The 23,991-nt window shown below is 66.4% G+C and carries 24 protein-coding genes; 17 read left to right on the top strand and 7 right to left on the bottom strand.

The features are described from left to right. The first annotated feature begins 32 nt into the window (after positions 1-32). The 6 genes from polA to RU09_RS00875 all read left to right on the top strand — a co-directional run bounded on the left by polA (position 33) and on the right by RU09_RS00875 (position 8,468). Positions 33-2,666: a DNA polymerase I gene (polA, locus tag RU09_RS00850; protein WP_042536654.1), complete on the top strand. Its 2,634-nt coding sequence runs from the start codon at positions 33-35 to the stop codon at positions 2,664-2,666. Between the two features lie 93 nt (positions 2,667-2,759). Continuing rightward, a complete protein-coding gene (locus tag RU09_RS00855) occupies positions 2,760-4,436 on the top strand; it encodes a DUF885 domain-containing protein (RefSeq protein ID WP_042536655.1) in 1,677 nt (558 codons plus the stop codon). Positions 4,437-4,489: 53 nt separating this feature from the next. Next, positions 4,490-5,524, top strand: coding sequence for an LLM class flavin-dependent oxidoreductase (locus RU09_RS00860; protein ID WP_042536656.1), 1,035 nt, complete (start codon positions 4,490-4,492; stop codon positions 5,522-5,524). A 43-nt stretch (positions 5,525-5,567) separates the two neighbouring features. Then, positions 5,568-6,920: an MFS transporter gene (locus tag RU09_RS00865; RefSeq protein WP_042536657.1), complete on the top strand. Its 1,353-nt coding sequence runs from the start codon at positions 5,568-5,570 to the stop codon at positions 6,918-6,920. A 37-nt stretch (positions 6,921-6,957) separates the two neighbouring features. After that, positions 6,958-7,716: an SGNH/GDSL hydrolase family protein gene (locus RU09_RS00870; protein WP_042536658.1), complete on the top strand. Its 759-nt coding sequence runs from the start codon at positions 6,958-6,960 to the stop codon at positions 7,714-7,716. Between the two features lie 11 nt (positions 7,717-7,727). Beyond that, positions 7,728-8,468 carry a formylglycine-generating enzyme family protein gene (locus RU09_RS00875; RefSeq protein WP_042536779.1) on the top strand — a complete coding sequence of 247 codons (741 nt, stop codon included), beginning with the start codon at positions 7,728-7,730 and terminating at the stop codon, positions 8,466-8,468. A 2-nt stretch (positions 8,469-8,470) separates the two neighbouring features. Here the strand turns inward: RU09_RS00875 and RU09_RS00880 are convergent, their stop codons facing one another. Then, positions 8,471-8,896, bottom strand: coding sequence for a GNAT family N-acetyltransferase (locus tag RU09_RS00880; protein WP_042536659.1), 426 nt, complete (start codon positions 8,894-8,896; stop codon positions 8,471-8,473). A gap of 20 nt (positions 8,897-8,916) precedes the next feature. Beyond that, the gene (locus tag RU09_RS00885; protein ID WP_042536780.1) at positions 8,917-10,242 is read right to left on the bottom strand and encodes an MFS transporter; all 1,326 of its coding nucleotides are present in this window, start codon (positions 10,240-10,242) and stop codon (positions 8,917-8,919) included. Positions 10,243-10,336: 94 nt separating this feature from the next. Here RU09_RS00885 and RU09_RS00890 point away from each other — a divergent pair, with 94 nt between their 5' ends. The 6 genes from RU09_RS00890 (at position 10,337) to RU09_RS00915 (ending at position 14,845) form a co-directional block, all read left to right on the top strand. Beyond that, positions 10,337-10,705 (top strand): VOC family protein, encoded by a 369-nt coding sequence (locus RU09_RS00890; RefSeq protein ID WP_042536660.1) that lies wholly within the window; start codon positions 10,337-10,339, stop codon positions 10,703-10,705. Positions 10,706-10,720: 15 nt separating this feature from the next. Then, complete coding sequence (locus RU09_RS00895) at positions 10,721-11,260, top strand: GNAT family N-acetyltransferase (RefSeq protein WP_052492802.1); 540 nt, start codon at positions 10,721-10,723, stop codon at positions 11,258-11,260. Between the two features lie 27 nt (positions 11,261-11,287). Beyond that, the gene (locus RU09_RS00900) at positions 11,288-11,620 is read left to right on the top strand and encodes an ArsR/SmtB family transcription factor (RefSeq protein WP_042536661.1); all 333 of its coding nucleotides are present in this window, start codon (positions 11,288-11,290) and stop codon (positions 11,618-11,620) included. Between the two features lie 94 nt (positions 11,621-11,714). Then, a complete protein-coding gene (locus RU09_RS00905; RefSeq protein WP_042536662.1) occupies positions 11,715-12,275 on the top strand; it encodes a GNAT family N-acetyltransferase in 561 nt (186 codons plus the stop codon). Positions 12,276-12,526: 251 nt separating this feature from the next. Beyond that, positions 12,527-13,372 (top strand): class I SAM-dependent methyltransferase, encoded by an 846-nt coding sequence (locus RU09_RS00910; protein ID WP_042536663.1) that lies wholly within the window; start codon positions 12,527-12,529, stop codon positions 13,370-13,372. 81 nt (positions 13,373-13,453) lie between these two features. After that, positions 13,454-14,845, top strand: a complete 1,392-nt coding sequence (locus tag RU09_RS00915; RefSeq protein ID WP_042536664.1) for a serine hydrolase domain-containing protein — start codon at positions 13,454-13,456, stop codon at positions 14,843-14,845. Positions 14,846-14,857: 12 nt separating this feature from the next. Here RU09_RS00915 and RU09_RS00920 read toward each other — a convergent pair whose 3' ends face one another. From RU09_RS00920 to RU09_RS00930, 3 genes are read right to left on the bottom strand one after another with little or no spacing between them, the layout of a single operon-like run. Beyond that, positions 14,858-17,209, bottom strand: a complete 2,352-nt coding sequence (locus RU09_RS00920; RefSeq protein WP_042536665.1) for an ATP-binding cassette domain-containing protein — start codon at positions 17,207-17,209, stop codon at positions 14,858-14,860. 25 nt (positions 17,210-17,234) lie between these two features. After that, a complete protein-coding gene (locus RU09_RS00925) occupies positions 17,235-17,645 on the bottom strand; it encodes a VOC family protein (protein WP_042536785.1) in 411 nt (136 codons plus the stop codon). Between the two features lie 5 nt (positions 17,646-17,650). After that, the gene (locus tag RU09_RS00930; RefSeq protein WP_228385702.1) at positions 17,651-18,049 is read right to left on the bottom strand and encodes a helix-turn-helix transcriptional regulator; all 399 of its coding nucleotides are present in this window, start codon (positions 18,047-18,049) and stop codon (positions 17,651-17,653) included. Positions 18,050-18,231: 182 nt separating this feature from the next. On the opposite strand from RU09_RS00930, the gene RU09_RS00935 reads away from it, so the two are divergent. Further along, complete coding sequence (locus RU09_RS00935; RefSeq protein WP_042536667.1) at positions 18,232-18,831, top strand: HdeD family acid-resistance protein; 600 nt, start codon at positions 18,232-18,234, stop codon at positions 18,829-18,831. 64 nt (positions 18,832-18,895) lie between these two features. Here RU09_RS00935 and RU09_RS00940 read toward each other — a convergent pair whose 3' ends face one another. Then, on the bottom strand, positions 18,896-19,660 hold the full coding sequence (locus RU09_RS00940; RefSeq protein WP_042536668.1) for an SDR family oxidoreductase: 765 nt from the start codon (positions 19,658-19,660) through the stop codon (positions 18,896-18,898). Positions 19,661-19,780: 120 nt separating this feature from the next. Here RU09_RS00940 and RU09_RS00945 point away from each other — a divergent pair, with 120 nt between their 5' ends. The 4 genes from RU09_RS00945 to RU09_RS00960 all read left to right on the top strand — a co-directional run bounded on the left by RU09_RS00945 (position 19,781) and on the right by RU09_RS00960 (position 22,469). After that, positions 19,781-20,254, top strand: a complete 474-nt coding sequence (locus RU09_RS00945; protein ID WP_042536669.1) for an NfeD family protein — start codon at positions 19,781-19,783, stop codon at positions 20,252-20,254. Between the two features lie 9 nt (positions 20,255-20,263). Then, positions 20,264-21,190 carry an SPFH domain-containing protein gene (locus RU09_RS00950; RefSeq protein WP_042536670.1) on the top strand — a complete coding sequence of 309 codons (927 nt, stop codon included), beginning with the start codon at positions 20,264-20,266 and terminating at the stop codon, positions 21,188-21,190. Further along, a complete protein-coding gene (locus tag RU09_RS00955) occupies positions 21,187-21,960 on the top strand; it encodes a glycerophosphodiester phosphodiesterase family protein (protein ID WP_042536671.1) in 774 nt (257 codons plus the stop codon). Before RU09_RS00950 ends, RU09_RS00955 begins: the two co-directional genes overlap by 4 nt. 125 nt (positions 21,961-22,085) lie before the next feature. Then, positions 22,086-22,469, top strand: a complete 384-nt coding sequence (locus tag RU09_RS00960) for an RNA polymerase-binding protein RbpA (protein ID WP_042536672.1) — start codon at positions 22,086-22,088, stop codon at positions 22,467-22,469. Here the strand turns inward: RU09_RS00960 and lnt are convergent. Then, entirely contained in the window at positions 22,466-23,989 is a 1,524-nt protein-coding gene (gene lnt, locus RU09_RS00965) for an apolipoprotein N-acyltransferase (RefSeq protein WP_042536673.1), read from the bottom strand. The two genes, RU09_RS00960 and lnt, sit on opposite strands and share 4 nt — an antisense overlap. Between the last annotated feature and the right edge of the window lie 2 nt (positions 23,990-23,991).

Genomic DNA, 23,991 nt, shown 5'->3' on the forward strand with positions numbered 1-23,991 from the left:
CGGGTGTCCGTCGTCCTCGTTAGGCTGACAGGGTGACGGACTCCGCAAAGCCTACCCTCATGGTCGTCGACGGCCATTCGCTCGCCTATCGTGCCTTCTTCGCCCTGCCGGTCGAGAACTTCACGACCAAAGACAATCAGCACACGAACGCCATCTACGGCTTCCTGTCGATGCTGGTCAACCTCATCAAGGCCGAGCAGCCGACGCACATGGCGATCGCTTTCGACACTTCGCGCCACTCGTTCCGCACGGATGTCTACCCGGAGTACAAGGCGACCCGCTCCGAGTCCCCGCAGGAGTTCAAGGGGCAGATCCCGCTCCTGCAGGACTGTCTCGCCGCGATGTCCATCCCGGTTCTCACCAAAGAAGGGGTCGAAGCCGACGACATCCTCGCGACGCTCGCGGCGCAGGGAGCGGAGCAGGGATACGACGTGCTGGTGGTCTCGGGAGACCGCGACACGATCCAGCTGGTCACCGACGACGTCACGCTGCTGTACCCGTCGGTGCAGGGCGTCTCGCAGCTCAAGAGGTACGACCCGGTGACCGTGCAGGAGCGCTACGGGGTCCGACCCGAGCAGTACCCCGACATCGCGGCTCTCGTCGGCGAGACGAGCGACAACCTTCCCGGTGTGCCCAAGGTGGGCGAGAAGACGGCCGTGAAGTGGCTGACCCAGTTCGGTTCGCTCGACGACCTGCTCGAGCGCTCAGACGAGATCAAGGGCGTCGTGGGCGGCAATCTGCGCGATCACATCGAAGACGTGCGTCGCAACCGCCGCCTCAACCGACTGCTGCGTGACGTCGAACTTCCCGTCGCGCCTGACGACCTCGCCGTCGCACCGATCGATGCCCAGGCAGTGCGAGACATCTTCGCCCGCCTCGAGTTCCGCACCCTGCTGCCTCGCGTCTTCGAGGCCGTCGGCGCGGGCGAAGTCGCCGATGATCCGACGACGACAGTGGTGCTGCCCGAGCCGACCGAGGTCACCGCGGCGGACTTCGTCAGCTGGGCCGGGGCGCAGACCGACGACGTCGCCGTGCGGATCGTCGTGCAGGGCGGGGCTCCGACGAGACTCGGTGCCGCCTCCGGGGACGAGCTCCGTGAACTCGACTGGAACGACGAGGTCGTCGAAGTCCTGCGGCCGTGGCTCGAGTCCGCGAGCCCCAAAGTGCTCCATGACGCGAAGCCCCAGGTAAAGGCTCTGCTCCGCCTGGGGGTGCGAATGAGCGGCCTGGCCTATGACACGAGTCTGGCGGGATGGCTGCTGCGTCCGAGCTTCCCCGACAAGACGCTCGGCGACCTCGTCGAGCGCTACCTCGGCGAGAAGCTGCCGGAGGCAGACCCGACGCAGCTCGTTCCGGAGACCGAGGGCGCGACTCCCTCGCAGGAGGCCTGGTTCGCGCTCCGTGTCGCCGCCGCGCTGCGCGAGGACATTCCCGAATCCGTCGCCACCGTGCTCACCGACATCGAGCTGCCGACGCTGCTGACCCTGGCCGACATGGAGGTCGCCGGTGTCGCGGTGTCGCACGACGTGCTGTCGACCTTCTCCGGCGAGCTGGCGACGCGCGCCGAGGGTCTCGCTCAGGAGGCGTTCGGCATCGTCGGTCGCGAGTTCAATCTCGGCTCTCCGAAGCAGCTCCAGGAGGTGCTGTTCGACGACCTGCAGCTGCCCAAGACCCGCAAGACGAAGACCGGGTACTCCACGGATGCCGCAGTGCTCGCCGACCTGCAGGAGTCCCACCCGCATCCGTTCCTGGGCCTGCTGCTGCAGCACCGCGAGGCGACGAAGCTGCGCCAGATCATCGAGTCGCTCGACACCGCCATCCAGGACGATCACCGCGTGCACACGACGTACGTGCAGACCGGCAGCCAGACCGGACGCCTGTCGAGCACCGATCCGAACCTCCAGAACATCCCGGTGCGCACCGAGGAATCACGTCGCATCCGCAGCGCCTTCCAGGTGGGAGAGGGCTACGAGTCTCTGCTCACCGCCGACTACTCCCAGATCGAGATGAGGATCATGGCACATCTCTCGGGCGACGAAGGTCTCATCGAGGCGTTCAACAGCGGTGAGGACCTGCATCGGTTCGTCGGTGCGCGGGTGTTCGGTGTCGAGCCGAGCGAAGTGACCTCGGCGATGCGCACGAAGGTGAAGGCGATGTCGTACGGGCTCGTCTACGGCCTGTCGGCCTTCGGGCTGTCGAAGCAGCTCCGCATCGAGCAGTCCGAGGCGAAGCAGCTGATGGTCGAGTACTTCGCTCGGTTCGGAGCGGTTCGCGACTACCTGCGGGCATCCGTCATGAAGGCCAAGGAGGTCGGCTACACCGAGACCATCTTCGGCCGCCGCCGCCCGTTCCCCGACCTTGCGAGCCCGAACCGCGTGCTTCGCGAGAACGCCGAGCGCGCAGCGCTCAACGCCCCGATCCAGGGAAGCGCGGCGGACATCATGAAGATCGCACTCCTGCACATCCACGAGGACCTGAGGTCAGAAGGTCTCAGCTCGCGCGCACTGCTGCAGATCCACGACGAACTCGTCGTCGAAGTGGCACCGGGGGAGTGGGACGCGGCGGAGCGGATCGTGCGGACCCGCATGGGCGACGCAGCGGACCTCACCGTGCCTCTCGACGTTCAGGTCGGCCGCGGACACGACTGGAACGAGGCCGCGCACTGAGGCTGGCCGACGCGTCGTGACTTCCACGGTGCAGAGCACGGCTGCGCGGCACACCGATATCCTGCGCCGGGGGTGCGGGGCTACGCTGGAGGGATGACTTCAGCTCCCCGCACTCCGTCTGCCATCGACAAAGTCGCCGATGAGTGGGTCGACACCATTGCGGTGCTCGCCCCGACGCTCGGCACCTACATCGGCAGAGACGAGGTCAACGACCGTTTCGGCGATCTGAGCCCCGAGGGGCACGAGCAGATCGCATCTGCAACGCGATCGACGCTCGCGAAGCTGCAGGCACTCGACCCGGTCGACGCGATCGACGAAGTCACGAAGACCGATCTCTCGGCAGAGCTCAGCCTGGATCTCGAGCTGCACGACGCGAAGTGGCACCTGCGAGACCTCAACGTCATCGCTTCAGCGCCGCAGGACGTGCGGTCGGCCTTCGATCTGATGCCGACGGCCACAGCGGACGACTGGAGCGTCATCGCGACGCGTCTCGCCGCGGTGCCCGATGCGCTCCGCGGATACACCGAGACGCTCCGCGCGGGCATCGCCGCCGGGATCACCCCGGCTCGGCGCCAGGTGGTGGAGGTCGCGACGCAGATCGACCGCTACACGGCCGACGACGGGTTCTTCGCCGCGTTCGTGGCCGAAGCGACTCCTCAGGAGGGCAACCTCCCCGCATCCCTCGCTCGCACTCTGGCCGACAACTCCGCTGCGGCGCGAGTCGCGTACGGCGAACTTCGCAGCTTCCTGGCCGAGGAGCTCGCTCCCGTCGCGACGGAGGTCAATGCCGTCGGACGAGAGCTCTATGCGCTGAACTCCCGTCGCTTCCTCGGTGCCACGATCGACCTCGATGAGACCTACGACTGGGGCCGCGAGGAACTGGCCCGCATGGTCGCCGAACAGACCGCGATCGCGAACGAGATCCTCCCCGGCGCCTCGGTCGAAGAGGCCGTCGCCCACCTCGAGGCCGATCCCGCTCGCAAGCTCGTCGGAACAGACGCTCTCCAGAAGTGGATGCAGGAGACGAGCGACCGCGCCGTCGCAGAGCTCGGCGCCACGCACTTCGACATCCCCGAGGCGATTCGCACTCTCGAATGCATGATCGCGCCGACGCAAGAGGGCGGCATCTACTACACCGGTCCGACCGACGACTTCTCGCGTCCGGGGCGCATGTGGTGGTCGGTTCCCGAGGGCGTCACCGAGTTCGACACATGGCGCGAACTGACGACGGTCTATCACGAGGGTGTCCCGGGGCATCACCTGCAGATCGCGCAGGCCGTCTACAACCGCACCGAGCTCAACTCCTGGCGGCGACTGCTTGCCGGCACCTCGGGCCATGCAGAGGGTTGGGCGTTGTACGCCGAGCGTCTGATGCAGCAACTCGGCTACCTCGACGATCCGGCCGACCGGTTGGGCATGCTCGACGGCCAGCGGATGCGCGCGGCCCGTGTCGTGCTCGACATCGGAGTGCACCTCGGCAAGCCGCGTCTCGATGGCGAGGGCACCTGGGACGCCGACTACGCACTCGACTTCATGCGCAAGAACGTGAACATGTCCGATCAGTTCGTGCAGTTCGAGGTCAACCGCTATCTCGGCTGGCCGGGCCAGGCGCCCTCCTACAAGGTCGGTCAGCGCATCTGGGAGCAGGTGCGAGACGCGTATCAGGCAGAGCGGGGCGCGGACTTCGATGTGAAGGACTTCCACAAGCGGGCCCTCGACATGGGCGGGGTCGGACTCGACACACTCCGAACCGCGCTTCTGTCGCGCTGAGGGAATGCGCCGACTGGATCCGCTGTTCATTCAGCTGAATAGAAAGGGCTGACATGAGCATCGAGTTCGGGCTGGACACCTTCGGCGACATCACGAGAGGCGACGACGGCGAGCTGCTCACCGGCGCGCAGACGATCCGCAACATCGTCGAGCAGGCGGAGCGCGCCGACAGCGTCGGTGTCGACTTCTTCGGCGTGGGGGAGCACCACCGCACGGAGTTCGCCGTGTCGGCACCGGAGATGGTGCTCGCCACCATCGCGGGTCGCACGAAGAGCATCCGTCTCGGAACCGCCGTCACCGTGCTGTCCTCGGATGACCCTGTTCGCGTGTTCGAACGCTTCTCCACCCTCGATGCCCTCTCGAACGGACGAGCCGAGGTCGTGCTCGGCCGGGGCTCTTTCATCGAGTCCTTCCCGCTCTTCGGCTACGATCTCCGCGACTATGACGCCCTCTTCGAGCAGAAGCTCGAACTCTTCGTCGAACTCCTCAAAGAGCAACCGGTGACCTGGTCGGGATCGATGCGCGCCTCGCTCGAGAACGCTAACGTCTTCCCGAAGACGGAGAACGGTCTGCGCACCTGGGTCGGGGTGGGCGGCAGCCCTGAGTCCGTCGTGAGGGTGGCACGTCACGGTCTCGGCCTCATGCTCGCGATCATCGGAGGCCCTGCCGGTCGCTTCCGTCAGTTCGTGGATCTCTACCACCGTTCGGTGGCATCCTTCGGCACGACCTCACACCCGATCGCCGTGCACTCGCCGGGCCACATCGCGGACACCGATGAGGAGGCATGGGAGGCCGCGTACTCCGGGTTCGAGGCGATGAACAACACCATCGGTCGCGAGCGCGGATGGCCTCCGTACAGCCGGGCACGCTTCCAGAACGACGTGGGACCTGCGGGAGCTCTGTATGTCGGCTCGCCGGAGCGAGTCGCGGCCAAGATCGCCGACACCGTCACGACGCTCGGACTCGGCCGCTTCGACATGAAGTACGCCACCGGCACGCTGTCTCACGACGCGATGATGCGCAGCATCGAGCTCTACGGCTCAGAGGTCATCCCTCGGGTGCGTCGGCTGCTCGCCGACCGCGACTGACGCACGTGCTCGGCGGCGCGCGCGTCACATCTACGATGTAGCCATGGCCAACACCGCGCTGCCGAGCCGGGCGTCGATCGCCGGACGTCTCGATGAGCTCCCGTTCACGCGCCGTCACCTGCGTCTTCTCACCGGCTCAGGGGTCGGCTGGGCTCTGGACGCGATGGACGTCGGACTCATCTCGTTCATCCTCGCGGCTCTCACCCAGCAGTGGGGTCTGACGAAGACGGATGCCGGATGGATCGCATCGGTCGGCTTCATCGGAATGGCGATCGGCGCGACCCTCGGCGGCCTCCTCGCCGACAGGCTCGGGCGGCGCCAGGTCTTCGCATTGACGCTGCTGATCTACGGCGTCGCCACGGGCGCGAGCGCACTCGTGAGCGGGCTCGCCGCGCTCCTCGTGCTGCGGTTCCTCGTCGGACTGGGTCTCGGCGCCGAGCTTCCCGTCGCTTCCACGTATGTGAGCGAGTTCGCGCCCGCTCGCATCCGTGGCCGGCTCATCGTCATCCTCGAGGCCTTCTGGGCGCTGGGGTGGACGGCGGCCGCCCTGATCGGGTTCTTCGTGATCCCCGCATCCGACGACGGCTGGCGCTGGGCCTTCGCACTCGGCGCGATCCCGGCCGTCTATGCCCTGATCGTCCGGTGGGGGCTCCCGGAGTCGCCGCGGTGGCTCGCCTCGCGCGGCCGCATCGCCGAGGCCGATCGGATCGTGGCGACCTTCGAGGCTGACGCGGGTGTCGAACCGGGCCCTGCGATCAGGAGAGAGCCGGCGTCGCGCGCGATCGCCGTCACCACCCGCGCGCGATTGACCACGCTGTGGAACGCGGAGTTCCGGGTTCGCACCATGTGCCTCTGGCTCGTCTGGCTCTGCGTGAACTTCGCGTACTACGGCGCGTTCATCTGGATCCCCAGCATCCTGGTCGATGCGGGATTCGATCTGGTACGGTCCTTCGGGTTCACGCTCATCATCACTCTCGCTCAGCTGCCGGGATATGCGGTCGCCGCGTGGCTGATAGAGGTGTGGGGCAGGCGCACGACGCTCTCAGTCTTCCTCGTCGGCTCGGCGGTGTCGGCTGTCTTCTTCGGGACATCGACGACCGAGACCGCCATCATCGCCTCGGGCATGGCCCTCTCGTTCTTCAACCTCGGCGCCTGGGGCGCGCTGTACGCCGTGACTCCCGAGATCTACCCGACCTCGTTGCGGGGCACAGGAGCGGGCTGGGCGGCGGGAGTGGGACGCATCGCGTCGATCGTCGCTCCGCTCGCCGTGCCCATCGTGCTCGTCGCGGGCGGGGCGCCGGTGCTGTTCGCGGTGTTCGGCGCGTGCTTCATCGTTGCGGCAGGAGCGGCCTGGGGCTTGGTCGATCGCGGGGGAATGGCGCTCGACGACCGGTGAACGCCTCAGTGTCCGTGCGCGGGAATAGGCTGTCGAGGTGACAGAAGTACGTTATGTGGCCATCGGAGATTCCTTCACCGAGGGAGTGGGTGATGATCTCCCCGACGGCCGTGAGCGAGGGTGGGCGGACCTCGTGGCTCAGGGATGGGCCGATGCCGCCGGTCACCCGATCAGCTACGCGAACCTCGCGATCCGCGGCAAGCTCGCCTGGCCGATCGTCGAGCAGCAGCTCGAACCCGCGCTCGCGCTGCGTCCGACGCATCTGTCGTTCAACGGCGGAGGAAACGACATGCTCCGACCGAGGACCGACCTCGAGCACATCGCCGACGCGTTCAGTCGGGTTCTGCGCCGGTGTGACGAAGAGGGCGTCACCCTGATCCTGCTCTCCGGGGCGAATCCGAGTGGTCAGCTTCCGATGGGGTCGCTCGTGCAACGGCGCGGCGACCTGCTCTCCGACGCGGTGCTGCGCCGGGTGGAGGGTCGCGACGACGTCGTGCGGGCACTCAACTGGCCAGACCGAGAACTCGCCGATGCGAAGTACTGGTCTGCGGACCGGCTCCACATGAACTCCGCCGGTCACCATCGTGTCGCCGCGCGAGTGCTCCACGGCCTGGGGTTCGAGCCGCCGTCGACGTGGTGGTCTCCGACCGCTCTCACCGCAGGTGGCCCGGCCGGTCTCGCCTACTACCGTGAGTTCGTCGGCCCCTGGGTCCGACGGCGCGTCACACGCACCTCTTCCGGAGACGGCCGCGCCGCGAAGTACCCGGACTGGGTCGAGAGGGTTCCGCACGCGTGACCGACATCGAGATGCGCCGCATCACAGGCGGCTCGGTCACTCTGCATGATGCGCGTCGCAAGGTCGAGCGCACCGTCGCGGTCGAGGACTTCGAGATCGGCGTGTTCCCGATCACCGAGGAGCAGCTCGCGGAGATCCTCCCCATCGCATCACGGCATCCGCGGCGTCCTGCAGTCGACGTGAGCTGGCTCCGGGCGATCCATTTCTGCAATGCCGCTTCCGAATGGGAGGGGTTCGATCCGGTCTATCGCTTCGACGGCGAAGACGTCAGCTGGGATGCGACAGGTGACGGGTATCGGCTGCCCACTGAGGCCGAATGGGAGTACGCCTGCAGGGCGGGCTCGGTCGGTCCGCATTACGCTCCGCTCGCCGACGCCGCCTGGACGAGCGCCGACGCGGTCTCCTCTCCTCAGGATGTCGGTGGCAAGCTGCCGAACCTGCACGGCCTCTTCGACACTCTCGGCAACGTCTGGGAGTGGTGCTGGGATCTTCTGGATCCGGCCCGCTACGACGACTATCGGGTGTTCCGCGGCGGCGGATTCGCCGACGACTCCTGGAGCGTCCGGGCGTCGGTGCGCCGCGGGGGAGGACCCCGCATGCATCACGAGGACGTCGGCATGCGTGTCGCCCGAGGAGGCTTCAACTCATCGGATGACGCCCAGGGCTGGTCAGCGCGAGCAGATCGTGAGCGTGCAGCGGTCGACGGCCCCGTGCCCTTCGGATGGACACCGTTGAGGCGACCGGGGCGCTGACATCACCCTCGGTCGATCAGCTTCACCATGTAGTGGTCGGGGTCGGCCGACGGTGCGAAGCCGTATCGTGCGTACAGACCGCTGGCAGTGCTGGTGGCGAGCATGATGCGCTTGACGGTCGAGGATTCGCGGAGGTCCTCCAGCACCCCCTCGACCAGCATCCGCCCGATTCCGTGCCCTCGGGCTCTCTCGTCGACGAACACATCGCACAGCCACGCGAAGGTGACTCCATCGGTCACGACGCGGGCGTACCCGACCTGCCGGTCAGCGTCGTCGCGGATCGAGTAGTTGCGTGACGCGTCTATCGCGGCGTCCTGGGTCGCGCGACTGCGGCCCTTCGCCCAGTACGACTCCTCGCTCAGCCAGCGGTGCACCAGGTCGCGATCGATCAGGGCGCGGTCGTTCGAGAAGGTGAAGCTCGTGGGCATGAGCCTCATCCTAGAAGCAGTCAGCGTCGCCTCTCGGGATCCAAGCCCATCCTGATGCGTGTGCGCTTGCGCTCGATCAGGATGAAGGTGACGCCGAGGATCCAGAGTGGGATGGGCATGAGGAACGCGACCCGGAATGCCGCGAGTGAGTAGGTCTCCGGCGTTCCCGCCCCTTGCAGGTCGAGAGCGAGCCCGATGAGGAAGATCGCGATCAGAGCAGCGATGAACCCGCCCGCATTCGTCACTCCGGTCGCGGTGCTCAGGCGGTGCGAGGGATTGTGCGTGCGTGCGTGGTCGAAGGCGATCATGCTCGCCGGGCCTCCCGTCGCGAGAGCCACGGCGAGAAGGTAGAGCAGCCAGAGCGGAGCCGGCTCGGGCAGAGCGAGGACGGCCACCCATGCGACGACCTGCACACCGACGGCAGGCAGGACGAGTGCGAGCGAGCGCTGGTTGGGCAGACGACGAGAGAGGTCGCCGATGATGGGACCCAGCGCCATTCCGGCGACCACGTACACCGAGATGATCCCCGCGGCGTGCGCGGTGTCCAGTCCCTGAGCCGCGGTGAGGAACGGCATTCCCCACAGCAGGATGAAGGCGGTGCCGGCGAACGGCGTCGTGAAGTGCGACCAGAACGCGAGACGCGTGCCGGGGTGGGCCCAGGCCGCGCGGATGCCGACGCCCGTATCGATGGCCGAGGTGACGACGCGGATCACGCCCGTGTCGGTGTCGATCGTCACGTCAGCGCCGCGCTCGGCGGGGTGATTGCGGATGACGAGCGCGACGAGGATCGTGAACAGGACGCCGAGTCCCGCGATGCTGCCGAAGGTGACCGTCCACGTGGTCGCGTGCAGAAGAGCTGCGAGCGGTACGAGTGCGATCAGCTGGCCCGCCTGACCGATGATGCCGGTGAACTGCACCATGATCGGTCCCCGCTGCGCCGGGAACCAGGTCGCCACCAATCGCAGCACGGCGGGGAAGATCGCCGCGTCACCTGCGCCGAGAAGGATGCGGGCGAAGATCGCGATCCCGATGCCGGGGGAGAGGGCCATCGTGAGCTGACCCGCTGCCATGAGCAGCATGCCGATCGTCATGATGGGGCGGGAACCGAAGCGGTCGAGCAGGATTCCGATGGGGATCTGCATCCCGCCGTAGACGGCGAGCTGCACCACGGCGAACAGCGCGAGGGTCGACGCATCGGCCTGGAACCGGTCAGCGGCCTCCACGCCGACGGCGCCGAGCGACGTGCGGTTGGTGATGGCGAGAACGTAGGCTGCGACACCCACGCCCCAGATGAGCCAGGCCCTCCAACCCGGGGTGGTCACGGGGGAGCGGGGAACCTGTTGCACTCCTCCCACGGTACTCCTCGTGGGACAGTCTCCCGACGCGAGGACACTCGAGCAGGGGGTGCCGGATGTCCGACGCTCTCGCTACCGTGGCCGCATGACACCTGTACCCGTGCACCACTCCATCAACTACGTCGAGCTCGTCGTCAATGATCTCGAGACGGCGAAGCGGTTCTACCGAGACGCGTTCGGCTGGGTCTTCGTGGACTACGGTCCCGCCTACGCGGGTATCGCCTCGCTGACCGGAGACGGCACGGAGGTGGGCGGTCTGCTTCTCTCCGACCAGGGGCGTCCGCCCGGCGGGCCGCTCGTGCTGCTGTACTCCGACGATCTCGACGCCACACAGAAGTCGATCACCGACGCGGGCGGCGCAGTGGTCCAGGGGCCGTACGAGTTCCCCGGTGGACGGCGACTGCACTTCATCGACCCGAGTGGCAACGAGCTCGGGGTCTGGGCTGCGCGGTGACGCCAGAATGAGTGTGTGACGTCTCATCCTCATCCTCCGTATGACGAACTCCGTCGGTCGCTCCGCGTCCGTGCGTCGACGTGGGATGACGCTGACACGACCGCGGTGAGTGAACTCGTCCGCACGTATCTGCTGCAGACCGAGGCGGAGAAGGTCGAGTATGCCGAGGCATCGCTTGCAGGGCTGGCAGCGTTGCCGCCGAGTTACGAGCGCGAGGTGTCCGATCCGGTCGCCGCCTACGCGGACTGCACCACTCTGCTCGCAATGACCGAGCAGGGGCCCGTCGGTGTGGTGATCGTACGGGTCGATGGGGGAGAGGCCGAGATCAAGCGACTCTGGGCAGATCCGAACCTTCGTGGACGTGGTCTCGGATCCGCGTTGCTGGATGCTGCACTGGCGCTGACAACAGGACGCGTCCGGCTGTCCGTCTGGGAGTGGCGGGCGCCGGCGATCAGGCTCTACGAATCGCGCGGTTTCGAACGCGTCGCGTCGTGGGACGACCGAGAGGGGCTCATCTGCATGGAGAGACCCGCAGAAACTTTGCCCTTGCGCTAACTGATCCCGTGATCAATACTTATCTTCATGGCTAACGATCAGGACGAGAACGCGGTGTTCCTTGCTCTCGCGGATCCGACTCGCCGCGCGGTCATCCGAGCCCTCGGCCCCGGCCCGGCAAGCGTGGGCGAGCTCGCTCAGCCCTTCGCGATGACGCTTCCGTCGTTCATGAAGCACATCCACGCGTTGGAGGACAGCGGACTCATCCGCACATCCAAGAGCGGTCGCGTGCGCACCTGCACACTCGATCGCGACCGCCTCGCGGTCGTGGGGCACTGGCTCGACGAGCAACGGCGAGTCTGGGAAGACCGCACTGACCGCCTTGACGCCCTGATGGCCGATCCGGAGGAGAACCGATGACCCGCACCGCACTCGACCCGCGACTCGACCTGACTCTCGAGACGGCGCTGCCTGCGACCCCCACCGCCGTCGATCCGACGCACGGGGGCTCTGAATGACTCACCAAGTCGACATCGTCGAGCATGATGCCCTGTCCGAATCGCAATCGGCGGCACTGAGAGAACTCTTCGATCGTGAGTACCGAGCGGAGCATGGAGAGTGGAACCCCGATCGCCCGTACGGGTATTCGCCCGCAGATGTGCACGCGATCGTGTTCCGTGGCACCATCGCTGTCGCGCACGTCGGGTTTCAACGGCGCCTCATACGCGTCGGCGCACGCGAGGTCGCGGTCGCCGGAACCGGGGGAGTCCTCGTCCATCCGGACTGCCGCTCCGACGGACTCGGTCGCCTCGTGATGTCGCACGCGCAGCAGGCGATGCGCGACGACGATCGTGTGAGTTTCGGCTACCTCGGGTGCCGAGAGGAGGTCGTGCCGTTCTACGAGCGCACCGGCTGGTCACGGGTGAACGCCGTAGAACGTCATGTCTCGATGATCGACTCGAACGAGACGGTGACATCTTCGGCGGGGCCGATACTCGTCTTCTCGGCCGGCTCGGGCGCTGACGCAGATCTATGGCCGGAGGGTGACATTGACCTGCGAGGCACTCCATGGTGACCGTAACGAGGCGGACACGTGTTCCACAGCCAGATGCAGCCCGCAGACAGCCGGCTCCGTTGCGGGGCGCGCTCGGAGGCGCCTTCACCGCTGCGGGCGCGGGTTTGGTCGTGACAGCTATGGGAGTGTGACTGGCTTCGACACCGCGGGTCCATAAGCGACGGGGAGGCCGATTCTGACGTGTTCTGACATAATGTGCATTATCGGCGTTACTGCGTTGCCGCGATCGGAGCGCTCGATAGGCTCGTGACGTGAACGGAAGCAACGTCGAGATCGACTGGGAAGCGGCGCGAAACGCCAACCGACAGAACTGGGATGATCGCGTGCCGTTGCACGAAGCGGCATACGGTCTGGACGCGTACGACGAGCCGACTCACATCAGCGACGTCGTGAGCGAAGACCTGCCGGTGCTCAACCGCTTCGTGCGCGGCGGAACGCTCGCGGAATTGGACGTGTGCCACCTCCAGTGCCACATCGGCACGGATACGATCTCGTTGGCGCGTGCCGGGGCGATCGTGACCGGCGTCGATTTCTCGGAGCCGGCGCTGCAAGCCGCAGAGGCACTCGCGAACCGCGTCGGGGTCTCGGCCACGTGGGTCCAGACCGACGTCCTCGATGCGAGCAACGTGGTGTCAGGCGACTTCGACATCGTCTACACGAGCATCGGGACGATCTGCTGGCTCGAGGATCTCGACCGATGGGCGGCCCAGATCGTCGCTATGCTGCGTCCGGGTGGGACGTTCTTCATCCGCGACGGCCATCCTGCGCTGCTGGCTCTCGACGAGGGCGCCCAAGAACTCACGACCCGCTACCCGTACTTCGGCGACGGCCGTGCGCAGCAATGGGACGACGAGTCGACCTACGCCGGAGACGGCAAGGTCGCTCACCCGCGCACCTACGAGTGGCCGCACCCCCTCTCAGAGATCCTCGGATCGCTGTTGAGAGCCGGTCTCCGCCTCCTGCACTTCGATGAGGGACGAACACTCCCCTGGCAGTTCAGCCCGCGGATGGTCGAGGTGTCCGGCGGCTACGCGTGGCCAGAGGCGGAGCGCAACCTCATCCCCTGCACCTTCACCATCGTCGCGCGCAGGGACTGAGGCTTTTCTGCAGCGGTGCTGCGCGAACAGTGCGACCTGTAGGGTGACCGAGTGCTTCTGCCCCGCGCCACTCCTTCGTCGATGCAATTCTCAGCATCGGCGATCAGTTCGTTGCTCGACCATCTGGAGGAACGGGGTATCGAGTGCCATTCGCTCATGGTGGTGCACCGAGGCCGCATCATCGCGGAAGGGTGGTGGGCGCCGTACTCCGCTGATCAACCGCACCTGCTGTACTCGCTGACGAAGTCCTTCATGTCAGTCGCGGTCGGCATCGCGGTGAACGACGGGCTGTTGCGACTCGATGACCGCGTCGTCGACATTCTGCCGGATCACGTTCCCGACGACGCGTCCGAGCAGGCGCGTGCACTCACCGTGCAGCACCTGCTGACCATGACCACCGGTCATGCCGAAGACACTCTGGGCGACGCCTGGGCACTCGAACCGACGGATCTGGTGCGAGGGTTCCTCAGGATGCCGGTAACTGCCGCGTCGGGTTCACACCACACCTACGACAACTCGTCGACCTTCGTTCTGGCGCGAATGGTCGAACGTGTCACAGGAACGCCTCTCCCGACGCTTCTGGATGAGCGACTGTTCGCTCCGCTCGGGATCACTGACATCGAGTGGGATCGCGTAGGCGACGGTGCGGTATACGGGTTTCACGGTTTGCATCTGACGACCGAGTCTGTCGCGGCGTTCGGCGAGCTGATGCTGCGCGGCGGGGCATGGCAGGGACGCCCGATCCTGTCGCAGGACTGGATGGCGGAAGCCACCCGGAAGCAGGTTGACAGCCGCCACTACTCCCCCGGCGCTCCGGGTGTGGACTTCCATGCCGGATACGGGTATCAGATCTGGTCATCGACCTATGGCTTCCACGGCAACGGCGCCTTTGGGCAGCAGTGCATCGTGGTCCCCGACCAGGAGCTCGTGGTCGTGCTGACAGCTGCGCACAGCGAGGTCCGCCATGCGCAGGATGTGCTCGACGCGGTCAGATGCTTCGTCGTGCCCGGGGTCGGTGGCGCACGAGACGACGACCAGGATGCAGCACTGGCTCGGCGGGTGAGTGAACTCTCTCTTCCGATGGTGGAAGGCACGCTCGGGGGTGCATCGTCAGCGATCTGCGCGACGCTGGATGCCTCCCCATCGGGCTCGGCACTCGCCGAGGGCACGCCGGTGGTGGTCGAACAGCGGGCTCACGGATGGATCATCCGCCTGGGGCTGGACATCGAGATCGCGGTGGGCTTCGACTCGTGGCGGGAGAGCCGCCCGCTGGGACGACCGGTGGTGTCAAGCGGCGCCTGGCAACGCGACACCTTCGTCGCTGATCTGCACCTGGTCACCTCGCCGCACCGCGTACGGCTGACTGTCCGAAAAAGCACGGCACACCTGGTCTGGGTGACGGTGCCTCTCACGACCTCAGATCTGACCCTGCACCTGAAGTCGCCGCTCATGACGCGCCCCGACATGGCCTGAGCGTCCCCTCCCCTACGCGCCGACGTATTCCGCCAGGTGCTCCCCCGTGACCGTCGACTTGGCCGCGACGAGATCCGCCGGGCTTCCCTCGAAGACGACCCGACCTCCGTCATGGCCCGCGCCCGGTCCGATGTCGATGATCCAGTCGGCGTGAGCCATCACCGCCTGGTGGTGCTCGATCACGATGACGGTCTTGCCGGATTCGACGAGTCGATCGAGAAGGCCGAGGATGTTCTGGACGTCCGCGAGGTGCAGGCCCGTGGTCGGTTCGTCGAGCACGTACGTATCGCCCTTCTCCCCCATCTGGATGGCCAGCTTGATGCGCTGACGCTCGCCGCCCGACAGCGTCGACAACGGCTGCCCGAGGGAGAGATACCCCAGGCCGACGTCTTCGAGGCGACCGAGGATCGTGGCGGCGGCGGGCAGCTTCGCTTCCCCTTCGGAGAAGAACACCCTCGCCTCGGCGACAGGCAGATCCAGCACCTCGGTGATGTCCTTGCCTGCGAGCTTGTACTCGAGGACGGCAGCCTGGAACCGCTTGCCGCCGCAGTCCTCGCACGGCGTCTCGATCGTGTCCATGAACCCGAGCTCGGTGATGATCACCCCGGCGCCCTTGCATGTCGGGCACGCTCCTTCGGAGTTCGCACTGAACAACGCGGGCTTGACTCCGTTGGCTTTCGCGAACGCCTTGCGAATGGGCTCGAGCATGCCGGTGTATGTGGCGGGGTTGCTCCGTCGTGATCCCTTGATCGCGCCCTGGTCGATCGCGACGACGCCCTCGAGCTTCGACACCGATCCGTGGATCAGCGAGCTCTTGCCCGAACCGGCGACCCCGGTGACCACAGTGAGAATGCCGGTGGGGATGTCGACGTCGACGTCCTGCAGGTTGTTGGCGTTGGCACCGCGGATCTCGATCGCACCGGTGCTGCTGCGCACCGATTCCTTGAGCACTGCTCGATCGTCGAGATGATCACCCGTGCGCGTGCCACTGGCCTTCAAGCCTTCTACGGTTCCCTCGAAGCAGATCTCGCCTCCCGCGCTTCCCGCGCCGGGACCGAGGTCGACCACATGATCACCGATCACGATGGTCTCGGGCTTGTGCTCCACGACCAGCACCGTGTTGCCCTTGTCGCGCAGGCGCAGAAGCAGCGTGTTCATGCGCTGGATGTCGTGCGGATGAAGGCCGATGGTCGGCTCGTCGAACACATAGGTGACGTCGGTGAGAGACGACCCCAGATGGCGCAGCATCTTGATGCGCTGCGCCTCTCCGCCGGACAACGTACCGGAGGGCCGTTCGAGGCTCAGGTACCCCAGGCCGAGCGTGACGAATGCGTCGAGGTTGGCACGCAGCGCCTCGAGCAGCGGAGCTGCGCCAGGAAGCTCCAGACCGCGCACCCATTCGGCCAAATCCGTGACCTGCATGCGGCACGCATCCGCGATGCTGATGCCGTCGATCTTCGACGACCGAGCACCTTCGGTGAGACGCGTGCCGTCGCACTCCGGGCAGGTCGCGAACGTCGCCACGCGCTCGACGAAGGCGCGGATGTGCGGCTGCAGGGCGTCGAGGTCCTTCGACAGCATCGACTTCGTGATCTTGGGGATGAGCCCCTCGTAGGTCATGTTGATTCCCGAGATCTTGACCTTGGTGACTTCGCCGTAGAGGAACAGGTGGCGCTGCTTCTCGGTGAACTCGGCGACCGGCTTGTCGGCCGGGTAGAACCCCGACGCGGAGAAGCCCTTCACCATCCAACCGTCCGCGGTGTACCCCGGGACCATGATGGCCCCCTCGTCGAGGGACTTCGACTCGTCGACGATCTGAGTGAGGTCGAGGTCGGACACCGCTCCCCTGCCCTCGCACCGAGGGCACATGCCACCGAGGTAGATCGCGTCCTTGACGATCTTCTTCTCGCCCCCCGGACCTGTCATCACCCCGCTGGCCCTCTGTGTGGGGATGTTGAAGGAGAAGGCTGTGGGGCCCCCGATGTAGGGCTGACCCAGTTTGCTGAAGAGGATCCGCAGCATCGCGTTCGCATCGGTGACCGTGCCGACCGTCGACCGCGGATTCGCCCCGAGTCGCTCCTGATCGACGATGATCGAGGTCGTGAGTCCCTCGAGCACATCGACGTCGGGGCGAGGCACCGACGGCATGAATCCCTGCACGAACGCACTGTAGGTCTCATCGATCATGCGCCGCGACTCGGCGGCGATCGTGTCGAAGACCAGTGAGCTCTTGCCCGACCCCGAGACACCGGTGAACACCGTGAGACGACGCTTGGGGATGTCGACGCTCACTTCTTTCAGATTGTTCTCGCGCGCACCCTGCACGCGGATGATGTCGTGGCCGTCAGCGGGGTGCGTCGTCATGAGGATCCTCGAGTAGCGACCGGGGTCAGCCGGCCTGGTTGATTCGGAGAAGGTTGCCCGCAGGGTCGCGGAACGCGCAGTCGCGCACGCCGTACGGCTGGTCCATGGGCTCCTGGACCACGTCCGCGCCGCTCTCGACGAGACGCTCGAACACGGCGTCGAGATCGTCGCTCGCAAGCGTCAGCGCGCCGTAGCTGCCCTTGGCGATGAGTTCGAGGATCGTCTGTCGCTCGGCGTCGGTGATCCCGGGGTCTGTGGCCGGCGGGTGCAGCACGATCGACGTCTCCGGTTGCCCCTGCGGACCGACCGTGAGCCATCGGAGACCGTCGTAGCCGACGTCGTTGCGCACCTCGAACCCGAGGGCGTCACGATAGAAGCCGAGGGCCGCATCGGCGTCGGTGTGCGGAAGGAATGCGTAGTGGATGCTGATTTTCATGGGGTTCACGTTAGGTGCGCGCCCGTGCGCGGCGCTTCTTGATTCCTGATCGGTCTGATCACGTGCTTCGCCTGGAAGGTGGGGATGCCGTCGACATCCGCTGCGCGCTCACGATACACGCGGGGTGAGACACCGACGAGCTCGGTGAATCGTGTGCTGAAGGTGCCGAGCGATGAGCACCCCACTTCGAAGCACACCTCGGTGACGCTGAGGTCGCCGCGGCGCAGCAATGCCATGGCCCGCTCGATCCGCCGCGTCATCAGATAGGAGTACGGCGATTCGCCGTAGGTCTCCTTGAACTGCCTGCTCAGATGCCCCGCCGACATGTGCGCGCCGCGCGCCAGAGCCTCGACATCGAGAGGCGTCGCGTACTCGCGATCGATGCGATCCCGCACTCTGCGCATCACGACGAGCTCGCGGAGCCGCGCATCGTCGTCCGGGGTCACCCCCCGATTTTCGCATGACCTCGCGTAACAGCGTGTGAACGTCCGCGACATATCGATATCGACCTCCCCCCATCCCGCCCCGGACAGCGCTACTCTGTGACCATCCCTCACAGGATTTTCTCAGAAAGGGGTCCCCAACCATGTCTGATCCACTCGCAACCGAAGCGAAGTCACTGTTCAAGTCCATTCGCGTGGTGCTGGCGGTCTCGGGCGCCATCGCCCTCATCGCCGGCATCGTCCTGCTCGTCTGGCCGCTCAAGTCCGCCGTGATCGTCACAGGCATCTTCGCCACCTACCTCGTGATCGCAGGTCTCGTCTACATCGGCCTGGGCATCTTCTCCAAGGTCAAGGGCGGATGGGCTCGAGTCGGCCACATCGTGCTGGGCCTCGTCTACATCGTCGCCGGCGTGATCGCGTTCGCGAACCTCGGAGTCGCCGCGGCGACCCTCGCGCTCGTCGTCGTCATCTTCATCGGCATCAGCTGGATCGTCGACGGAGTGGTGGCGCTGTCCCTCCTCGGACAGGACGGCTCGCGGGTCTGGACGCTGCTCTACGCACTGCTCAGCATCATCGCCGGTATCGTCGTGCTCTTCTCCCCGCTGTACGCGGCGGCGGTGCTCTGGCTGGTGCTCGGCATCTCGCTCGTCGTTCTCGGAATCGTGCAGATCGTCCGCGCGATCACCCTCGGTAAGGACGCGAAGGACTTCGTGGCCTCGGCGAAGGCCGACTCCGCGATCTGACTCGCCTCCAAACGCAGAGAGCCCCGTCCATCCGGACGGGGCTCTCTCTGTTGGTCTCAGAGACTCACTCGGCCTCGAAGGCGCTGACGTCGCCGACCAACCGGGTGTTGTCGGCAGGAACGGCGTCGACTGCCGCACGTGCGATCTCCGCTGCGAACTCCGACACGTTGTAGAGCTTGCCTGCGGACTCGCGGCGCTCGGCGATCGCGCCGGGGTTGGCGCGCTCGAGAAGCGTCGCCGTGATGGTGCCCTCGATCATGTCGCCGGAGACGACGGTGAACCCGATGCCCTTCTCGGCGAGACCGGGGATGCGCTCGCGGAGCGCATCCTCACCTGCACGCTTCGACAGCGCGACCGGCTCGTACTCCGGCATCGTCGGCGTGGTGCGGATGAAGTGGGCCTGGTGGCTCGTCACGAAGACGACCCGCGACCCATCGCCGAGCAGAGGGGCAGCGGCGTCGAGGACGTTCAGCTGCGCGTCGCGGTTGAGCGTCAGCGCGTAGTCCTCAGCCATCCCGGATTCCATGCCCCCTGATGCGTTCAGCACGAGCACATCGAGGCGACCGAACTCGGCCTTCACCGCATCGAACATCTCGCCGACCGACGAGGGGTCGGTGAGGTCGGCGCCGACGACGAGCACGCGTCGCCCCAGCTCGCGCAGCTGAGCGGCGAGCTTCTCGGCGCGCGGCGCCTTGTTGCGGAAGTTGATGACCACGTCCGCCCCCGCCTCGGCGAGGTAGCGCACGGTGTCCGCCCCGATTCCTCGAGACGAGCCGGTGACGAGGGCGACCTTGCCCTCTAGAGAACCTGCGGGAAGAACGTCGGTCACGGTGACTCCTCTGATGCGTGAATCGCCGTGATGACACGGCGCTTTCAGACTATCAAGCCGGCCCCTTCGAACCGGGAACCGGCTCGTGCCGCGTGATAGGTTGACCGCAAAGGAGGCCGCATGGACAACTTCGCGACATTCGTACAGTTCATCGACCAATGGGCATGGATCGGGTGGCTGATCCTGATCGCCATCTTCCTCGTGATCGAGATGCTCACTCTCGACTTCACCTTCCTGATGCTGAGCTTCGGCAGCGCAGTCGGCCTCGTCACCGATTTCCTCGGCATCCCGGTGTGGGTCCAGGTGCTGATCGCCGCGGCGGCGGCCGCACTGTTCATCCTCTTCCTGCGTCCGCCGCTGATCAAGCGTCTGCATCGCGGCGAAGACCCGACCAAGTCCAACGTCGAGGCCCTGCTGAATCTGCGAGGCACGGCCCTGCAGGACATCACCCAGATCTCCGGACAGGTGAAGCTGAGCAACGGCGACACCTGGACCGCCCGCACCGCAGGTGCCGTGCCGATCCCCCAGGGCTCACCGATCGCAGTGATCGCGATCAACGGCGCGACCGCGACCGTCCGTCCCCTCAACGACTAGGAGAACCTCTTGGACGATGCATCGTTCATCCCCGCCGCGATCGGGTGGATACTCGTCATCGCGATCATCATCTTCGTGGTGGTCACGCTGGCTCGCTCCATCCGCATCATCCCGCAGGCCACAGCCGGCGTGGTCGAGCGCCTGGGCCGCTATCACAAGACGTTGATGCCCGGACTCAACATCCTGGTGCCCTTCATCGATCGCCTCCGGCCCCTCATCGACATGCGCGAACAGGTGGTCTCGTTCCCGCCGCAGCCTGTGATCACCGAGGACAACCTCGTGGTCTCGATCGACACCGTCGTCTACTTCCAGGTGACCGACGCTCGCGCCGCGACATACGAGATCGCGAACTACCTCGGTGCGGTCGAGCAGCTCACGACGACGACCCTCCGAAACGTGGTCGGTGGCCTCAACCTCGAAGAGGCTCTGACGAGCCGCGACAACATCAACGGCCAGCTCCGCGTCGTTCTCGACGAGGCGACCGGCAAATGGGGCATCCGCGTCGGGCGAGTGGAGCTGAAGGCGATCGACCCGCCCATCTCCATCCAGGATTCGATGGAGAAGCAGATGCGCGCCGAGCGTGACCGCCGTGCGGCCATCCTCACGGCCGAGGGAACCAAGCAGTCCGCGATCCTCGAGGCGGAGGGCGCACGGCAGGCGGAGATTCTCCGCGCAGAGGGTGACAAGCAGGCGGCTGTGCTGCGCGCCCAGGGTGAGGCCGAGGCGATCCAGAATGTCTTCACCGCCATCCACCAGGGTGAGCCGGATGACAAGCTGCTGGCCTACCAGTACCTGCAGATGCTGCCGAAGATCAGCGAGGGACAGTCGAACAAGCTCTGGATCATCCCGAGCGAGCTGACCGAGGCGCTCAAGGGCATCGGCACCGCGTTCACGCCGAAGCCCGGACAGCCTCCGACGAACCACCCGGGCGCGTGACGCACCCCTACTTCGAGAAGGCAGCCCACCCCCGAGTCCTCGCTCACCGCGGTCTGATCACCACGGCGGGCGAGGACTCCGGCGTCTGGGAGAACTCGGCAGCGGCCTTCGCCGCGGCTCACGCCGCCGGCGCCGAGTACATCGAGACGGACTGCCGGATGACGGCCGACGGTGACGTCGTTCTCTTCCACGATGCGACGCTGCAGCGCCTTGCCGGCGACCCCCGACCCGTGCGGGATGTACGCACCCGTGAGCTCGCCGCGATCTTCGCCGATCACGGCGGTCTCCTCACCGTCGCCGAGGCCCTGTCGGCATTCCCGACGACGCGCTTCAACATCGATGTGAAGACCACCGAGGCCGCCGAGCCCCTCGGCCCGATTCTCGAAGATCACACGCACCGTGTGCTCGTCACCAGCTTCTCGGATTCCGACCGTCGCGCCACGATCGCATCGGTGCTCCGTGCCGGTGCCGCTCTCAGACCGGCCACATCGGGTGGCAGTCGCACCATCGCCGCAGTTCGCGCCCTCTCGGCTGTCCGCGTCTCCCCCGGCCGCGCGCTGCGCGACATCGACGTCCTCCAGATCCCCGAGCGTCACCGCGGTGTGAAGGTTCTCACTCCCCCTCTGATCAGCGCCGCGCACCGACGCGGCGTCGAGGTCCACGTGTGGACGGTGAACGACGCCGACTCCATGCGACGGCTGGTCGATGCAGGTGTCGACGGGATCGTCACGGACCGCGCGGACCTCGCGCTGGCGACGATCGGCCGCTGATCGCGCCACGCCGCCTCTACGCTGTGGCGCTGGGATTCCGCTGTGAATCGCGCCGAGATTCCGCCCGCGTGGATGAAGCGCACAGGCTGGAGCGTTATACCTGACAGCGACGAGAGGACCACACAATGGCAGATCGCAGCCTACGCGGCATCCGACTCGGCGCCCAGAGCCTACAGAGCGAAGAGGGCGTCGTTTTCATGGAGCGCCGTGAAACCACCTACATCTGTGACACCTGCGGCCATGTCACGAACCTGATGTTCTCGGCGGACGCAGAACCGCCCCAGACCTGGGAATGCCGTGCCTGCGGAGCGGACGCCCGCCTGAACGTCGACGGCCAGGCCGTCACGCTCGACGCGACCGACGAGAAGGCAGCGCGAACGCACTGGGACATGCTTCTCGAGCGTCGTACACGCGCAGAACTCGAAGAACTGCTCGAAGAGCGACTCGCCTTCATTCGCGCGCGCCGCGGTGCAGGTGAAGACCCGACCCGCGAGAAGATCGGCGCCTAGCGCCGACGGGCGCGCAACCATCCGAAGGCCAGCGCGCCCAGCCCGCCCCACAGCAGCAGCGTCTGGATCCAGGGGCCGGTGACGACACCGGCTGTCAGGCCGGAGCGAAGCTCGACATCCTCGAGCAGCGCTCCGGCCTTTCCTGCGTCGAGGCTCGATACGGTGGACCCATCCGGGCGGATGATCTGGCTCGTGCCCACCGTCGAGATGTTCACGACGCTGCGGCCGGTCTCGATCGCCCGCATCCTCGCGAATGCCAGCTGCTGCAGATTCTCGTTGGTGCCTCGGAAGTCGGCGTTGTTGGTCTGGAAGACGAGAACCTCGGCTCCTTCGGCCATTCCCTCGCTGATCACGTCGTCGTAGATGACGTCGAAGCAGATCGCCAATCCGACCCTCACGCCGTCGACATCGATGACCGGCGGGTTCGTTCCCGGGGTGTATTCGCGTTGGATGAGTCCGATCAGATCGGGCGCGAGTGCATTGAAGAAGGCACGGTCGGGCACGTACTCGCCGAAGGGAACCGGGTGCCGCTTGTCGTGCAGCTGCCCGTCCCCGCCGTCTTCCGTCCACAGCAGTGAGGTGTTGTAGAACAGGCCCTCTCGCTCCGTCGCGGCGTTGGCAAGCAGCGGCGCGCCGATTCGCGAGGTGATCGCGCTCATCCTCCGCGCCAATGAATCCGACTGGAACGGGTCGAAGTCGAGCGATCCCTCGGGCCAGACCAGCAGATCGACGTCTTCGCCGTAGAGCGGTTCGGTCGCGTCCGTCTGCGCGTCGATGAGCGAGTAGGGCTGGCGCTCGTCGAAATACCCGCTCGGCCCGTTCCCCTGCACCGCGGCGATGCGCATCGACCCGGTGACGGTCGTGGGGAACAGGGGCGTGATGAGCAGGGCCACCGTCACGATGACCGGTGCGATCAGCGCGGTCGGGCGTCGCCAGGCACGTTCGCGAATCACCTGGATGAGGAGGGCGACGAGGAACACCATCAGGAAGCTGAGACCGCTGACGCCGATCCACGAGGTGACCGGGGCCAGCGGGCTCTCGGCCTGGCTCATGCCCAGACGGGCCCACGGGAAGCCTCCGTACGGCCAGGAGCCGACGAACACCTCGCGCCCGACCCACAGCGCGGCCACGACGGCCGGAAGAAGCAGGAGGCGCGCCCAGGCGCCAGGGAAGGCTGTGGGGATCCATCGATAGGCGAGCGTGATCAGGATCAGCGCCACCGCCGTGAGGACGCCTTCGAGGACGCTCAGTGCGGCCCAGGGCAGCGGGCCGAGGTAGCGCGAGGTGAACGACACGAGCAGTCCGAAGAAGATCACCCCGTAGACCAGCCCCACCGCGAGCGCGCCTCCGACCCGACGGCCGATGAGCGCGACGAGCAGCAACGCGGTTGCCGGGAACGCCAGTGCCCACACCGCGGCATCCGGGTAGGAGAGATTCATCAGGAGCGCAGCCAGGGCCGCAACGGGAAGGGCGAGCGAAAGCGGCAGAAGAGGGCGCTGTCGCGCTGGGGAATCAGGCATCG

The sequence above is a fragment of the Microbacterium sp. MEJ108Y genome, from assembly GCF_000834175.1.
GTDB lineage: Bacteria > Actinomycetota > Actinomycetes > Actinomycetales > Microbacteriaceae > Microbacterium > Microbacterium forte.

What these genes read in the sequence shown, in the direction of transcription:
- RU09_RS00855 (WP_042536655.1), top strand. Translation starts at nt 2,760, where the DNA reads ATGACTTCAGCTCCCCGCACTCCGTCTGCCATCGACAAAGTCGCCGAT.
- RU09_RS00860 (WP_042536656.1), top strand. Translation starts at nt 4,490, where the DNA reads ATGAGCATCGAGTTCGGGCTGGACACCTTCGGCGACATCACGAGAGGC.
- RU09_RS00865 (WP_042536657.1), top strand. Translation starts at nt 5,568, where the DNA reads ATGGCCAACACCGCGCTGCCGAGCCGGGCGTCGATCGCCGGACGTCTC.
- RU09_RS00875 (WP_042536779.1), top strand. Translation starts at nt 7,728, where the DNA reads ATGCGCCGCATCACAGGCGGCTCGGTCACTCTGCATGATGCGCGTCGC.
- RU09_RS00880 (WP_042536659.1), bottom strand. Translation starts at nt 8,896, where the DNA reads ATGCCCACGAGCTTCACCTTCTCGAACGACCGCGCCCTGATCGATCGC.
- RU09_RS00890 (WP_042536660.1), top strand. Translation starts at nt 10,337, where the DNA reads ATGACACCTGTACCCGTGCACCACTCCATCAACTACGTCGAGCTCGTC.
- RU09_RS00900 (WP_042536661.1), top strand. Translation starts at nt 11,288, where the DNA reads ATGGCTAACGATCAGGACGAGAACGCGGTGTTCCTTGCTCTCGCGGAT.
- RU09_RS00905 (WP_042536662.1), top strand. Translation starts at nt 11,715, where the DNA reads ATGACTCACCAAGTCGACATCGTCGAGCATGATGCCCTGTCCGAATCG.
- RU09_RS00915 (WP_042536664.1), top strand. Translation starts at nt 13,454, where the DNA reads ATGCAATTCTCAGCATCGGCGATCAGTTCGTTGCTCGACCATCTGGAG.
- RU09_RS00920 (WP_042536665.1), bottom strand. Translation starts at nt 17,209, where the DNA reads ATGACGACGCACCCCGCTGACGGCCACGACATCATCCGCGTGCAGGGT.
- RU09_RS00925 (WP_042536785.1), bottom strand. Translation starts at nt 17,645, where the DNA reads ATGAAAATCAGCATCCACTACGCATTCCTTCCGCACACCGACGCCGAT.
- RU09_RS00930 (WP_228385702.1), bottom strand. Translation starts at nt 18,049, where the DNA reads ATGCGCAGAGTGCGGGATCGCATCGATCGCGAGTACGCGACGCCTCTC.
- RU09_RS00935 (WP_042536667.1), top strand. Translation starts at nt 18,232, where the DNA reads ATGTCTGATCCACTCGCAACCGAAGCGAAGTCACTGTTCAAGTCCATT.
- RU09_RS00945 (WP_042536669.1), top strand. Translation starts at nt 19,781, where the DNA reads ATGGACAACTTCGCGACATTCGTACAGTTCATCGACCAATGGGCATGG.
- RU09_RS00960 (WP_042536672.1), top strand. Translation starts at nt 22,086, where the DNA reads ATGGCAGATCGCAGCCTACGCGGCATCCGACTCGGCGCCCAGAGCCTA.
- lnt (WP_042536673.1), bottom strand. Translation starts at nt 23,989, where the DNA reads ATGCCTGATTCCCCAGCGCGACAGCGCCCTCTTCTGCCGCTTTCGCTC.